This is a genomic window from Dactylosporangium sp. CA-152071 (assembly GCF_050936335.1).
Lineage (GTDB): Bacteria > Actinomycetota > Actinomycetes > Mycobacteriales > Micromonosporaceae > Dactylosporangium > Dactylosporangium maewongense.
This window is the reverse complement of record NZ_JBNJMZ010000001.1, coordinates 5,146,293-5,159,250: the sequence shown is the minus strand read 5'-3', so window position 1 is coordinate 5,159,250 and position 12,958 is coordinate 5,146,293. Positions and strand designations below refer to the sequence as shown.

The 12,958-nt window shown below is 72.5% G+C and carries 11 protein-coding genes; 7 read left to right on the top strand and 4 right to left on the bottom strand.

The features are described from left to right. The first annotated feature begins 44 nt into the window (after nucleotides 1–44). On the top strand, nucleotides 45–1,706 hold the full coding sequence (locus tag ACQEVZ_RS23110; RefSeq protein ID WP_433369763.1) for a cellulose binding domain-containing protein: 1,662 nt from the start codon (nucleotides 45–47) through the stop codon (nucleotides 1,704–1,706). Here ACQEVZ_RS23110 and ACQEVZ_RS23105 read toward each other — a convergent pair. Both ACQEVZ_RS23105 and ACQEVZ_RS23100 read right to left on the bottom strand, forming a co-directional pair. Continuing rightward, a complete protein-coding gene (locus tag ACQEVZ_RS23105) occupies nucleotides 1,678–2,298 on the bottom strand; it encodes a LuxR C-terminal-related transcriptional regulator (RefSeq protein ID WP_344511440.1) in 621 nt (206 codons plus the stop codon). The two genes, ACQEVZ_RS23110 and ACQEVZ_RS23105, sit on opposite strands and share 29 nt — an antisense overlap. A gap of 130 nt (nucleotides 2,299–2,428) precedes the next feature. Then, nucleotides 2,429–3,025 (bottom strand): response regulator, encoded by a 597-nt coding sequence (locus ACQEVZ_RS23100; RefSeq protein ID WP_433369759.1) that lies wholly within the window; start codon nucleotides 3,023–3,025, stop codon nucleotides 2,429–2,431. A gap of 182 nt (nucleotides 3,026–3,207) precedes the next feature. Between ACQEVZ_RS23100 and ACQEVZ_RS23095 the strand changes: the two genes are divergently transcribed. Continuing rightward, nucleotides 3,208–5,523 carry a cellulase family glycosylhydrolase gene (locus tag ACQEVZ_RS23095; protein ID WP_433369756.1) on the top strand — a complete coding sequence of 772 codons (2,316 nt, stop codon included), beginning with the start codon at nucleotides 3,208–3,210 and terminating at the stop codon, nucleotides 5,521–5,523. A 197-nt stretch (nucleotides 5,524–5,720) separates the two neighbouring features. Next, complete coding sequence (locus ACQEVZ_RS23090; RefSeq protein ID WP_433369753.1) at nucleotides 5,721–6,863, top strand: molybdopterin-dependent oxidoreductase; 1,143 nt, start codon at nucleotides 5,721–5,723, stop codon at nucleotides 6,861–6,863. On the opposite strand, the gene ACQEVZ_RS23085 is transcribed toward ACQEVZ_RS23090, so the two are convergent. Beyond that, on the bottom strand, nucleotides 6,857–7,690 hold the full coding sequence (locus tag ACQEVZ_RS23085; protein ID WP_344511448.1) for a PSP1 domain-containing protein: 834 nt from the start codon (nucleotides 7,688–7,690) through the stop codon (nucleotides 6,857–6,859). The genes ACQEVZ_RS23090 and ACQEVZ_RS23085 overlap by 7 nt on opposite strands. Before the next feature lie 237 nt (nucleotides 7,691–7,927). Between ACQEVZ_RS23085 and ACQEVZ_RS23080 the strand changes: the two genes are divergently transcribed. Next, entirely contained in the window at nucleotides 7,928–9,496 is a 1,569-nt protein-coding gene (locus ACQEVZ_RS23080) for a hypothetical protein (protein ID WP_433369749.1), read from the top strand. 431 nt (nucleotides 9,497–9,927) lie between these two features. Here the strand turns inward: ACQEVZ_RS23080 and ACQEVZ_RS23075 are convergent, their stop codons facing one another. Further along, nucleotides 9,928–10,170 (bottom strand): hypothetical protein, encoded by a 243-nt coding sequence (locus tag ACQEVZ_RS23075; RefSeq protein WP_354901094.1) that lies wholly within the window; start codon nucleotides 10,168–10,170, stop codon nucleotides 9,928–9,930. A 205-nt stretch (nucleotides 10,171–10,375) separates the two neighbouring features. Between ACQEVZ_RS23075 and ACQEVZ_RS23070 the strand changes: the two genes are divergently transcribed. The 3 genes from ACQEVZ_RS23070 (at nucleotide 10,376) to ACQEVZ_RS23060 (ending at nucleotide 12,940) form a co-directional block, all read left to right on the top strand. Next, the gene (locus tag ACQEVZ_RS23070; RefSeq protein WP_344511454.1) at nucleotides 10,376–10,765 is read left to right on the top strand and encodes a GntR family transcriptional regulator; all 390 of its coding nucleotides are present in this window, start codon (nucleotides 10,376–10,378) and stop codon (nucleotides 10,763–10,765) included. Between the two features lie 133 nt (nucleotides 10,766–10,898). Beyond that, nucleotides 10,899–11,384 carry a MarR family winged helix-turn-helix transcriptional regulator gene (locus ACQEVZ_RS23065; protein WP_344511456.1) on the top strand — a complete coding sequence of 162 codons (486 nt, stop codon included), beginning with the start codon at nucleotides 10,899–10,901 and terminating at the stop codon, nucleotides 11,382–11,384. Continuing rightward, a complete protein-coding gene (locus ACQEVZ_RS23060; protein WP_354901092.1) occupies nucleotides 11,381–12,940 on the top strand; it encodes an MDR family MFS transporter in 1,560 nt (519 codons plus the stop codon). Before ACQEVZ_RS23065 ends, ACQEVZ_RS23060 begins: the two co-directional genes overlap by 4 nt. Nucleotides 12,941–12,958: the final 18 nt, after the last annotated feature.

Genomic DNA, 12,958 nt, shown 5'->3' with positions numbered 1-12,958 from the left:
GGACAGTAGCGGGTTGCCGCGCTGCGAGTGATACTCGTCGCACCATGCGTGACTCAGTGCGCCTTCGTGCGGCCGTCGCACTCCTCACCGCCACGGGAGCGGTCGTGCTCGGGGTGGCCGGCGCCCTCCCCGGGGGGCTCGCGACGCTTCCCCTGGCGGTGGCCGCGGCCGTCGGGGGCACCCTGCTCGGCCTCGCCGCCGCGGCGATCTGGCTGCCGGCGGCGGTCCTGCTGCTGTGGCTGCTTCCGGGTTCGGGCTCCGGCGACGGTACGGGCGCCGTGGCCGCCGCGCCGGAGCCGCACCCGGTCGTCGCCGTCGCGGCCGTCGCCGCCGCCGGGCTGCTGCCGGTGCTCGCCATGCGGGTGCGGCGGGCGTGGGCGGCGCGCGGCGAGCGGATGCGGATCGAGGCCCGGGCCGCCGCCGCGGCCGCCGAGCGCGCCCGGCTCGCCCGGGAGATGCACGACTCGCTGAGCAAGACGCTCGACGCGATCGCCCTCGGCGCGGCCGCGCTGCCGGGCACGCTCGCCGAGCCCGACCGGGCCAGCCGGCTGGCGGCGACGCTGCGCGACGGATCGCTCGACGCGGCCCGCGACGCCCGGGTGCTCATCGACGAGCTGCGGTCCAACCCGGCCGACGCGCCGCTGTCCGACGTCGTCGCCGCGATCGGGCGGGAGTGGTCGGTGACCAGTGGCGTCGGCGTCATCCTGCACAACGCCGACGTCGACGCCGCCCCCGAGGTCGGCATCGAGCTGTGCTGGATCCTGCGTGAGGCCCTGCGCAACGTGGCCGCGCACGCGGGGGCGGAGCTGGTCGCGGTGACGCTGACCCGGGCCGGCGGCGAGGTGACCCTCGAGGTCCGCGACGACGGCGCCGGCTTCGCCGTGCCCGACGACCTGAGCCTGCTGCAGCGGGCGGGCAGCCACGGCCTCGTCGGCATGCAGGAGCGGGCCCGGCTGTGCGGCGGGACGCTGACCGTGTGGTCCCGGCCCGGCGGCGGCAGCCGGGTCACCGCGGTCGTCCCCGCCGAGCCCGCGACGCCCGCGGCGCCGCCGTCGCGCCGGCTGCGGCTGCTCGTCGGCGCCGCCGCGGTGGCTCTGCCGGTGGCGCTGATCCTGCCGTTCACCGGGGTGCCGCCGTTCGGCGAAGCCGCGGACCAGCCTGGTGAGCGCGTAGCCGGGGCGTCCACCGGCGCCCTGCCCGCGGGTGACGGGCCGTCCGTCCCGGGTGGACAGACGCCCACCGGGCCGGGCGGTGTGCCGTCCGGGTCGCCGGCGGGGGCGTCGCCGGGCGCCGCACCGGCCGTCACGAAGTCGCCGAAGGCCTCGCCGGGCGGCGCCTCCGGCCAGCCGTCACCGCCGGTCGCCGGACCGCCCACCGGGACCGACGCCGCGAACGCCTGCACGGTGCGGTATTCGAAACGCAACGAGTGGAACCCGGGCTTCGTCGCCGACGTGGTCCTCACCAACACCGGCACGCGGACGATCGACGGCTGGTCGCTGCGGTTCCAGTTCTCGTCGGGTCAGCAGCTGATCAGCTACTGGGGCGCGATCGCCACCCAGACGGGCCCGGCGGTCGTGGTCGAGGACGGCGGGGTCAAGCCGACCGTGCCCGCGGGCGGCACCGTCACGTTCGGGCTGCAGGGCACCTGGCAGGGGGCAAACCCGGCGCCGACCGTCTTCACCCTGAACGGCGTTCGGTGCGGCTGAGCCACTGCACGATCGCCTCGGTGCGGTTGTTGACGCGCAGCTTCAGGTAGATCTGGCTGACCCGGTTGCGGACCGTCTTCTCGGCCAGGTCGAGGCGCGTGGCGATGGCCGCGTTGGGCTCGCCGGCCGCGATCAGCTCCATGATCTCGTGCTCGCGGCGGGTCAGCGGCTGGTGCAGCAGCGCCGGCGCCCGGTCGGCGGTGCGGTGCTGCACGTGATCGACCACGATGGACAGTGGCACCGGCGAGAGCCGGCTGTGCCCGTCGGCGGTCGCGCGGGCCGCGTCGAGCAGGTCCGCCCGGGTGTACTGGCCCTCGACCAGCAGGCTGCGCGCGCCGGCCCGCAGCATCGGCACCACGTCGCCGGGCACCACCGCGAAGGCGACGACCAGCACCGGCGGGCGCGGCGGCGGCAGCGTGGCGAGCGCGGTCAGCTCGCGGATCGGCGCGTGCGTGTGCAGCACGACGAGATCGGCGTCGATCCGCCCGCCGTTGAGCACGTGCAGCAGCGGGCGCACGTCCAGTGCGCCGGCGCACGGGCGCAGCAGCTCGGCGAGGCTGTTACCGGTGGAGCTGATGACCAGGACCCGCATGCCCGTCACGACACCACGGGCGCGGCGTGTTGGCAACGTTTCCCGAAACTCCCGCTGGGTGCGTTTCCGCATCTCAGGAGCGATTCGCGGGGATCGCACCCAACGGATTTGGGTGCTCGTCCCCCGAAAGTCAGGTGTCCCAACGCCTGATGGCGCCCGCCCGGCCGGTGACGCCGAGCTTGGCGAAGATGCGGTTCACATGGTTCTCGACCGTCTTCGATGAAAGGACCAGGGTCGCGGCGATGTCCCCATTGGACAGTCCGCGGGCGATCAGATCCATCACCTCCGCCTCGCGCTGCGACAGCCCGTGCCGCGGCGGCGCCTGACGCACGGCGGCGACCAGGACCCGCGCGGCGCTCGGCGACAGGTGCGACTCGCCGCCCGCGACGGCCCGGACCGCGTGCAGCAGCTCCGCCGGGCCGAACTGCCCGTGCACCAGGAACCCGATCGCGCCGGAGCGCACGGCGTCCAGCACCGTGCGGTCGTCGGCGCTGCGGGTCAGCATCAGCACCCGGCTGTGCGTGCTGATCGCCCCGACGACCGACAGCCCGTCGCGGACCGGCATGCGGTGGTCGAGCAGCGTCACGTCGGGCCGGTGCCGGCGGGCCAGCTCGAGCGCCTCGGCACCGTTGGCCGCCTCCGCGACGACCGCGATGTCACCGGTGAGCATCTCCCTGACGACCGCCCTGACCACGCTGTTGTCGTCGGCGATGAGGACAGTGGTCAATGCCGGGACCTCCTTGCGCGGGTCCCGGCGTGCCGCGGGACAAGCGTGCCAACGATGTTCGCCATTGTTTCGCGACGGTGTCGACATGCTTACGCTACCCGTCACCGGGAGCGCTCCCACGCGCCGCCACGCTGGGGGCGCCCCGGTTTTGTTCTGGACCGCCATCTGGAAGGAACGTCAGCATGCGCCTCCATCGCAGGTTGCTGGCCGCCGCCGCGGCCGCGCTGCTCGTCCCGCTCGCGCCGTTCGTGTCGTCGAGCCCCGCCACCGCCGCCGACACCGCGGACTGGCTGCACACCGCCGGCAACAAGATCGTCGACAGCCAGGGCAACGAGGTCTGGCTGACCGGCACCAACTGGTTCGGCTTCAACGCCACCGAGCGCGTCTTCCACGGCCTGTGGAGCGGCAACATCACCGAGATCACCAAGTCGATGGCCGACCGCGGCATCAACATCGTCCGGGTGCCGATCTCGACCCAGCTGCTGCTGGAGTGGAAGGCCGGCCAGGCCGCCGTGCCCAGCGGCGTCAACACCTACGCCAACCCCGAGCTGCTCGGCAAGACCACGCTGCAGGTCTTCGACTACTTCCTGCAGCTGTGCAAGCAGAACGGCATCAAGGTGATGCTGGACGTGCACTCCGCCGAGGCCGACAACTCCGGCCACATCTACCCGGTGTGGTGGAAGGGCTCGATCACGCCCGAGCTGTTCTACCAGGGCTGGGAGTGGGTGATCGACCGGTACAAGAACGACGACACCCTGGTCGCGGCCGACATCAAGAACGAGCCGCACGGCAAGTGGTCGGAGTCGCCGCGGGCGAAGTGGGACAACTCCACCGACCAGGACAACTTCAAGAACACCTGCCAGGTCGCCGGCAACCGGATCCTCGCGAAGAACCCCAACATGCTCATCCTCTGCGAGGGCATCGAGATCTTCCCGAAGAACGGCACCAACTGGTCCTCCACCGCCGAGGCCGACTACTACGGCAACTGGTGGGGCGGCAACCTGCGCGGCGTCAAGAACTACCCGGTCAACCTGGGCAACCACATCGTCTACTCGCCGCACGACTACGGCCCGCTGGTCTACGAGCAGCCGTGGTTCCAGAAGCCGTTCGACAAGGCGTCGCTGACCACCGACGTGTGGCAGCCGAACTGGCTCTACATCCACACCGAGAACACCGCGCCGCTGCTCGTCGGCGAGTGGGGCGGCCGGCTCGGCCAGGACGCACGCCAGGACAGGTGGATGTACGCCCTGCGCGACACCATCATCGAGAAGCGCATCAGCCAGACCTTCTGGGTGCTCAACCCCAACTCCGGCGACACCGGCGGCCTGCTGCTGGACGACTGGAAGACGTGGGACGAGGCCAAGTACGCGATGCTGAAGCCCGCGTTGTGGCAGTACCAGAACAAGTTCGTCGGCCTCGACCACAACGTCAAGCTCGGCGCCAACGGCATGAGCCTCAACGACCGCTACGGCGGCGTCTCCGACACCGTCGCGCCGTCGGTGCCCGCCGGGCTCACCGTCGCCGGCACCACCGGCACGAGCGTCTCGCTGACCTGGACCGCGTCCACCGACAACAGCGGCACCGTCGCCGGGTACGACATCTACCGCGGCGCCACCAAGGTCGGCACCTCGGCCACCGCGTCCTTCACGGACACCGGCCTGACGCCGAGCACCACGTACAGCTACACCGTGCGGGCCTTCGACGCGGCCGGCAACGTGTCCGCGGCGTCGGCCGCCCGCACCGCCACCACGTCGAGCACGCCGGTCGACACCACCCCGCCGTCGGTGCCGGGCGGGCTGGCCGTCACGGGCACCACGACCAGCAGCGTCTCGCTGGCGTGGAGCGCCTCGACGGACAACAGCGGCAGCGTCGCCGGGTACGACGTCTTCCGCAACGCCGTCAAGGTCGGCACGTCGGCCACCACGTCCTTCACGGACACCGGGCTGGCGGCGAACACCACGTACAGCTACACCGTGCGGGCCGTCGACGCGGCCGGCAACGCCTCCGCGGTCTCCGCCGCCGTCACCGGCAAGACCCAGGCCGGGCCGACCGGGGTGGTGCGGGTGCAGTACCGCAACAACAGCGTCCCGACGAACGACCAGGAGATCAAGCCCGGCCTCCAGGTCGTCAACGGCGGCACCGCGCCGCTCGCGCTGAACACCGTCGCGGTCCGCTACTACTTCACCCGCGACGGCGGCAGCTACGCCATCTGGTGTGACTGGGCCGTCGTCGGCTGCGGCAACCTCGCGACCCGGGTCGTGAACCTGCCGTCGGCGGTCAACGGCGCCGACGCGTACATCGAGGTCACCTTCACCGGTGGCAGCGTGGCGCCCGGCGGCAACAGCGGCGAGATCCAGCTGCGGGTCAGCCGCACCGACTGGCAGCCGGTCAACGAGGCCAACGACTACAGCCGCGGGGCGGGCACGTCCTTCGCGGACGCGGCCACCGTGCCGGCGTTCATCGGCGGCGCCCTCGCCTGGGGTGTCCTGCCGGCCTGACACGTCGAGGTCAGCGGGCGGGTGGCGCGGGTTCCGCGTCACCCGCCCGTGGTTTTTGTGCAAAAGGGACCAATCCGATCGGCCGGGGCGCTCCGAAGACATGGTGTACATCCGCTTACGGCCTGGCCGGTGCGGCCGCGGCGGCGAGCCGGCCGGCCGCCGGTCCGCTGGACGGCCTGCCGTCGCTGCTCGGCGGCGTGGTCGCGGCGGCCGCGCTGGTCCTGCTGCTGCGCCCCCTCGACCGGAGCGGTGCCACCGATGCCGGCGGGTCCGCTCGGCCGATGGGCCGGCGCCGCTTCCTCACCACCGCCGGGCTGGTCGCCGCCGGGGCCGCCGTCGCCGGGGGCGGGGCCGCCCTGGTGCGCGCCGCCGGTCGCGGCGCCGCCGAGCGCAGCCGGGACGCGATCCGGCTCCCCGCGCCCGCCTCACCGGCGCCGCCGCTGCCGGCCGGGTCCGGCGCCGGGTTCGTCACCGCCAACCGGGACTTCTACCGCGTCGACACCGCGCTCACCGTGCCCCGCGTCGACGTCGCCGGCTGGCGGCTGCGGGTCAGGGGCATGGTCGGCCGCCCGCTGGAGCTGACCTTCGACGACCTGCTCCGCCGCCCCCTGATCGAGCGGGACGTCACGCTGAACTGCGTCTCCAACGAGGTCGGCGGGCCGTACGTGGGGACGGCGCGCTGGCTCGGCGTACCCTTGGCGGACCTGCTGCGGGAGGCCCGGCCGGCGCCCGGCGCGGACCAGGTGGTGGCGCGGTCGGTGGACGGCATGACCATCGGGACGCCGCTGGCGGTCGTGCTCGACGGGCGCGACGCCATGCTCTGCGTCGGCATGAACGGCGAGCCCCTGCCCTTGGAGCACGGCTTCCCGGTGCGGATGCTCACGCCCGGCCTGTACGGCTACGCCGGCGCCTGCAAGTGGCTGACGTCGATCGAGCTGACGACGTTCGAGGCGTACGACGCGTACTGGGTGGCGCGGGGCTGGGCGGCGCGGGGCCCGGTGAAGACGGCCTCACGGATCGACCGGCCGCTGCCCTTCACCCGCCTGGACCCGGCCGCCGGCCCGGTCCGCGTCGCCGGCGTGGCGTGGGCGCAGGGGCGCGGGATCGCCGCGGTCGAGGTGCAGGTGGACGACGGGCCGTGGCAGGCCGCGACGCTGCTGCCGGCGCCGACGGACGACACCTGGGTGCAGTGGCGCCTCGACTGGGCCGCGACGCCCGGCAGCCACCTGCTCCGGGTCCGGGCGACCGACAAGACAGGCGCCCTGCAGACACCCGACCGGGCCACGCCCTTTCCGTCCGGGGCGACCGGCTGGCACACCGTCACCGTGACGGTTCAGTAGCGCTCCTCGTACGCCTGGCGGGATCCGCACACGGAGGCGCGGCTGCACGAGCAGCGGGACCCGTCGGCGTCCATCCGCACGGTGACGGAGTCGCGCGGCACACTGTGCCCGACGACCCGGCCCTCGCCCGACGGCGTGGACACCCGCGTGCCGACGGCCGGCGCGGTGGCCTGGAACTGCTGGTACAGCGGGTGCTCGTACTTGAGGCAGCACATCAGCCGCCCGCAGGCGCCGGAGATGCGCAGCGGGTTGAGCGGCAGGTCCTGGTCCTTCGCCATCCGGATGGTGACCGGCTCGAAGTCGTTGAGGAACGTCGCGCAGCACAGGTCGCGCCCGCACGAGCCGATGCCACCCTGGACGCGGGCGGAGTCGCGGGCGGAGAGCTGGCGCAGCTCCACCCGGCAGTGCAGGGTGGCGCCCAGATCCCGCACCAGCGAACGGAAGTCCACCCGGTGGGGTGCGGTGAAGTAGATCGTGGTCCGCGCGCCCTGCCCGCCGGTGCTGTCCAGCACGTGGTCCACCGCGACGACCTTCATCGGCAGCTCGTGATCGCGGATCAGCTTCTTCGCGGCGACCTTCGCCTCGGCCTTGCGCTTGCGCAGCAGCTCGTCGCGGCGCAGGTCGGCGTCGGCGGCCATGGCGACCAGCCGGGGGAAGCCCTCGGTCTCCTCGCTGACCCACTGCGCGGCCCACACGCACTCCGCGACCTCGGGCCCGTCGTCGGTCGGGACCAGCACCCGGTCGCCCACCTCCGGGCGGAACTCGCCGGGGTCGAAGTAGAACAGCCGCCCGTAGCGATTGAAACTCACCGCGCACAGCATGCCCATGGGTGCACAGTAACGCGGCCCACTGCCAGTTCCATATGGCCTGCGGCTTTATCGGTCAAAAGTCCAGTTTGACTCTTTTGGTGTACCCCGTAGCTATTCCAACTACTTCGTCGTTGCTAGTGCGGATGAGCCCGCTAAGTGGGCCGTAACTCCGGCCGGAAAGGGCTCGTTGGGGGCAGCAGTGGCACGCCCCCCGGCGAGCTACCCCCGTACTCCCGGTCTCGGAGGACCTCAAGCATGACGTCTCCTGTTGCTTCCGCACGCCCAAAAACAGCCCGGACCCTCGCCGCCCTCGCCGCAACGGCGATCGTCGGAGCGCTGAGCCCGGTCGCGTTCGCGGCGCCCGCGGCTGCGGCACCGGCCGACGCGGCCTGCCCAGAGGGCTTCGGTGCCACCGCCGCCAGCAACACCCTTGCCCTGGGCCGCGTCGACCTGCGCGCCGCCGGCCTGTCCGGCACGGTCCTTCCCGAGCTCCGCGTCGCCACCACCCACTCCGGCATCGCCGGCGGCACCCTGCGCGCCGCCGCCGACTCCCGCTACCTGCGCAGCAGCGGCGACCTGCCCGCGGGGGTGCTGGGGCCCAGGGCGTACCAGCAGGCGCCCCCGACCCAAGACCAGCCCGACGTCGTGAACGTCGCCGGCGTCGACCTCGGCGCGCTGCGGCTCGGCACCGGCGGCCTGCGCGCGCAGGCGTCCTGGAAGAACGCCGGCCGCTGCACCAGTGCCGACGGCCCGCGGGCCGCCGGTGAGGCGAAGCTCGCCGGCATCACCGTCCTGCCGGGCCGCAACGGCCGCGCGCTGCTGCGCATCAACGCCGTCGAGAGCGCCACGGTCGCGGGCGTCGACTCCTCGGGCAGCCGCCCGGCCGCCTCCGCCACGGCCACCGGCGGCATCGCCGACTTCAAGCTGCTCGACAACGGCCCCTCCGCCATCGGTGTCCGGGTCGTCAGCCCGCCGACCCTGCGCGTCCTCGCCGGCGGCAAGAAGACGGTCGACTACACCGCCCCCGTCCTCGAGGTCACCATCCCCGGCCAGACCCCGGTCCGCGTCTCGTCCGCCGGGTCCCACGTCGACGTGGTCGTGCCCGTCGACGCCGCGAGCACCGAGGCCGCCATCGACCTCGCCCGCACCGAAGGCCTGCCGATCCTGTCCGGCATCCCGCTGCTCGACCTGCTGACCGGCATCACCTCCGCCGTCTCCGGCGTGGTCGGCGGCGCCACGGCCATCCTGCCCGGCGCCGACCTCAACAGCCTGCTCGGCGGCCTGCCCGGCCTCCCCGCCGTCGGCGGCCTGCTCGGCTCCTCCACGGCCGCCCCGGCCGCCGCCTCCACCGAGAGCACCGCCCCCTCGAAGCGCGGCGTGGTGGTCCTGCGGGTCGAGCTCGGCGTGGTCGAGAAGCAGTTCAGCTCCACCGGCGTCTACGCCAAGGCCGCCTCCGTCCGCGTCCAGCTGATCGCCCGCAACACCTGGAAGTCCAGCGGCGGCTACGGCCACGGCGACTCCGGCCCGGCCGACAAGACCGCCCTCGTCGACCTGGGCATCTGCACCCTCGAGGCGGCCGCCGCGGCCCCCAAGGCCCCCGGCACCCCCACCAAGAGCCCCGGCGACGACTCCGACGGCGGCTACGGCCCCGGCGACGATGACGACGACGGTTACGGCGGCGGCGGTACCGGCGGCGGCGGTGGCCAGGCCGGCGGCGGCCTCCCGGTCACCGGCAACAACGTGGCCCTGATGCTCGGCGGCGGCGTCCTCCTCGTCGTGGGTGGCCGCCTCCTGCAGATCCTGGCGCGCCGCAGGGCCGCCTGAGACCCCTTCGCCGCCCGTGCAGCGCCGCCCGCCCTCCCCGGCGAGCCCGCTGCCCGGGCGGCGCTGTCTGTGCTGTGCTGTGCTTCCGCCCCACCGCTGCGCGGCGGGTCCCGGCGGGGATTCTCACCCGCGCCCCAATGCTCGCTGCGCTCGCACCGCCGGCCACGCTGCGCTTACTGCGCGCCTTCGGCGCGGGGCGGCGGCTTCCGCGCCTGCGCGCCGCATCTGCCGCGCGTCCCCTGCCCTGCTCGCGTTCTTCTTCTTGTGATCGAAGTCGCGTGGTGGCTGTCCGGGCGGCCGCTGCTGTCCTTGGAGCACGGGCAGGCGGTCGGTGGACAGTGCTGGACCGTGACACCCAACGGTTGCTTCTGCAGCGGACTGGTGATCAGGGAGTTCTGGGGAACCGGTCCGGTGCACAGGCAGCCGGTGGGTCAGGCGGCGAGGGGGGTCGGGGCGTGGACGCGGCGGAGTGCGGCGGCGAAGTCGGTGGCCGCGGTGGCGACGCGTTCGGCGCCCAGGATGGCCTGCTCCCAGGTGCCGCAGAGGCCGGAGCTGAACTCGATCTGCACGTCGCCGTCGTCGACCAGGAGGATCAGGTCGCCTTCGTCCTCGGTGAGGACGGCGCGGATGGCGCGCAGGTCGAGGGTGACGATGGGGAAGAGGTCGTCGTCCATGGCTGGCTCCGATTGGTCGGCTGCGCACATGAAGGTGGGGTACGGCGCCGCGCGGCTCGCAGCGTCGTGGTAACGGCGCCGCACCCCTGATCTGGTGGCACGGAACCGGACCGCCCAGCCCGGCCCCGCGCCTGACTCAGATAGTAGCCCAATGGCCATAAGGCCACAATATCTCCTGCCGATAGACCTTCATATGGTCGCGGTCATGATCTCCCGGAGTTCCGGCCTGGCTCTCTATCTGCAGGTCGCGGACGCGATCCGACAGAAGATCAACAGCGGTGAGATGGCTCCAGGGAGCCTGTTGCCCTCGGAGAAGTACCTTGCCGAGGAGTACGACGTCGGCCGCGACACGATCCGCGACGCCATGGCGTACCTGCGCGGCGAAGGGCTCGTGGAGAGCAAGCGGGGCTACCGCAGCCGCGTGCGGTCCAACGCGCCGCGGGAGCGGATCTGGCTGCACCAGGGCGAGGTCGTCTGGGCCCGCATGCCCACCCCGCAGGAGAAGAAGGAGCACGGCCTCGGCGACGGCGTGCCCGTCCTGGTCGTCGGCGACAAGTCGTTCCCGGCGGACCGCTTCGAGTTCGGGCGAGAGTAACGCGGCCAGCACAAGGCCGGCCACTGAAGCAAAGCCAGCCGTAACGCGGATCACCCGTTATTGAGTTGGTGAACCCTGCCCCGCGAACCGATGCTTGTGGCAAGCAAGTATCGCGACGCAGGGACGAGGATCCGTGGACGACGACGCCGAGCTGGCCGAGCACGCCGCCATCGGGCGGCAGGTGGGGCGGTTCATCCGCCTCTCCGAGCGCTTGTTCGCCACGCTCAAGTGGAGTGACGCGGGCCGTGGGCTGGAGCGCCCCGCGTACGTGCTGCTGAGCCGGATCGCGGTCGACGGGCCGTTCCGGTTGTCGGCGCTCGCCACCGAGGTCGCGCTGGACCTGTCCACGGTCAGCCGGCAGGTCGCCGCGCTGGAGTCGGCGGGGCTGGTGCGTCGCGCGACGGACCCGACCGACCGCCGCGCCAGCCTGGTGGAGGTCACCGACCTCGGCCGTGACGTGTTCGCGGAGAACAAGGCCCGTTGGCTCGCCATGTGGCAGGAGCTGCTCGCCGGGTGGACGCCCGAGGAGCGGCAGATCTTCGCCGCCCTTTTCACGCAACTGAACCAGACGCTGGCCGAGAAGCTGCCAGGAACAAGCTCCGAAAGGGACGCTCGATGACCACCGTCGCGCCGCCGGAACAGGCCCGGCCGCAACTCGCCCATCGGCAGATCATGCTGCTGATGGGTGGTCTCATGACCGGGATGCTGCTGGCCGCGCTCGACCAGACCATCGTGGGCACCGCGTTGCCGACCATCGTCGGTGACCTCGGCGGACTCGACCACTACTCGTGGGTCGTGACCGCGTATCTGCTCGCCTCGACCGCGTCGACCCCGCTGTACGGCAAGATCAGCGACCTGTACGGCCGCCGCCCGGTCCTGCTGTTCGCGATCTCGACGTTCCTGGTCGGTTCGCTGCTGGCCGGCCTGTCGCAGGACATGACCCAGCTGATCGCCACGCGCGCCCTGCAGGGCATCGGTGCCGGCGGTCTCATGACGCTCGCGTTCACCATCGTGTCCGACGTCGTCGCGCCGCGGGAGCGCGCCCGGTACCAGGGGCTCTTCGGCGCCGTGTTCGGCATCTCCTCGGTGGCCGGCCCGCTCGTCGGCGGCTACTTCGCCGAGACGGACTGGCGCTGGATCTTCTACATCAACGTGCCGCTGGGCGTGTTCGCGCTGTTCGTGTGCAGCCGCGTGCTGCGCCTCGTCCCGCACGTCCGGCGGGACCACAGGATCGACTACCTGGGCGCCACGCTCATGGTCGCGGCGGTCAGCGCCTGGCTGCTCGCGCTGTCGTGGGGCGGCAACGAGTACGCGTGGGGCTCGCCCACCATCCTCGGGCTGCTGGCCGGCGGTGCGGTGCTGACCGCGCTGTTCATCGTCGCCGAAGGGCGCGCCGAGGAGCCGATCCTGCCGCTGCGCCTGTTCAAGCGGGCGACGTTCTCCCTCGCCAACACCGCGACCTTCATCCTCGGGTTCGCGATGTTCGGCTCGATCATCTACGTCCCGCTGTACCTGCAGATCGTCAAGGGTGCTTCGCCGACGCGCTCGGGCCTGCTGATGCTGCCGATGATGGCGGGCGTCATCGTGACCTCGATCGTCGCCGGGCGGGTCATCAGCGGGATCGGCCGGTACAAGTGGTTCCCGGTCGCCGGCACCGTGATCATGGGCTCGGGGCTGCTGCTGTTCACGACGCTGCAGGTCGACACGCCGCTGTGGCAGGCGTTCATCTACATGACCGTGATCGGCGTCGGCCTCGGCATGGCCATGCAGCCGCTCATCCTCGCCGTGCAGAACGCGCTCGACCTGCGGGACATGGGCGCGGGCACCAGCGCCGCCACGTTCTTCCGGTCGCTGGGCGGCTCGGTCGGCGTCGCCGCGCTCGGCGCGCTGATGAACAACAAGCTGGCGGCACAGATGAGCGACAGCGGCATGAAGGGCGTGTCGATCAACGCGCCGGCCGAGGTCCGCAAGCTGCCGCCGCAGGTCCTGGAGGCGGTCGAGCACGTGTTCGTCAACGCGCTGCACCCGGTGTTCCTCGCCGCGGCGGTCGTCGCGTTCGTCGGCACGGTGATCACGATCGCGCTGCCGGACAAGCCGCTGCAGGGCGGGGCGCCGCAGCAGACCGACAGCGAGGAGGCCGCGGCCGAGATGGAAGCCAAGGCCGCCGCGTTCTGACACAGGAACCCCGGAGCT

Excerpts from the sequence above, each read along its gene's own strand:
- ACQEVZ_RS23110 (WP_433369763.1), top strand. The coding sequence starts at position 45 with ATGCGTGACTCAGTGCGCCTTCGTGCGGCCGTCGCACTCCTCACCGCC.
- ACQEVZ_RS23105 (WP_344511440.1), bottom strand. The coding sequence starts at position 2,298 with ATGCGGGTCCTGGTCATCAGCTCCACCGGTAACAGCCTCGCCGAGCTG.
- ACQEVZ_RS23095 (WP_433369756.1), top strand. The coding sequence starts at position 3,208 with ATGCGCCTCCATCGCAGGTTGCTGGCCGCCGCCGCGGCCGCGCTGCTC.
- ACQEVZ_RS23085 (WP_344511448.1), bottom strand. The coding sequence starts at position 7,690 with ATGGGCATGCTGTGCGCGGTGAGTTTCAATCGCTACGGGCGGCTGTTC.
- ACQEVZ_RS23080 (WP_433369749.1), top strand. The coding sequence starts at position 7,928 with ATGACGTCTCCTGTTGCTTCCGCACGCCCAAAAACAGCCCGGACCCTC.
- ACQEVZ_RS23075 (WP_354901094.1), bottom strand. The coding sequence starts at position 10,170 with ATGGACGACGACCTCTTCCCCATCGTCACCCTCGACCTGCGCGCCATC.
- ACQEVZ_RS23070 (WP_344511454.1), top strand. The coding sequence starts at position 10,376 with ATGATCTCCCGGAGTTCCGGCCTGGCTCTCTATCTGCAGGTCGCGGAC.
- ACQEVZ_RS23060 (WP_354901092.1), top strand. The coding sequence starts at position 11,381 with ATGACCACCGTCGCGCCGCCGGAACAGGCCCGGCCGCAACTCGCCCAT.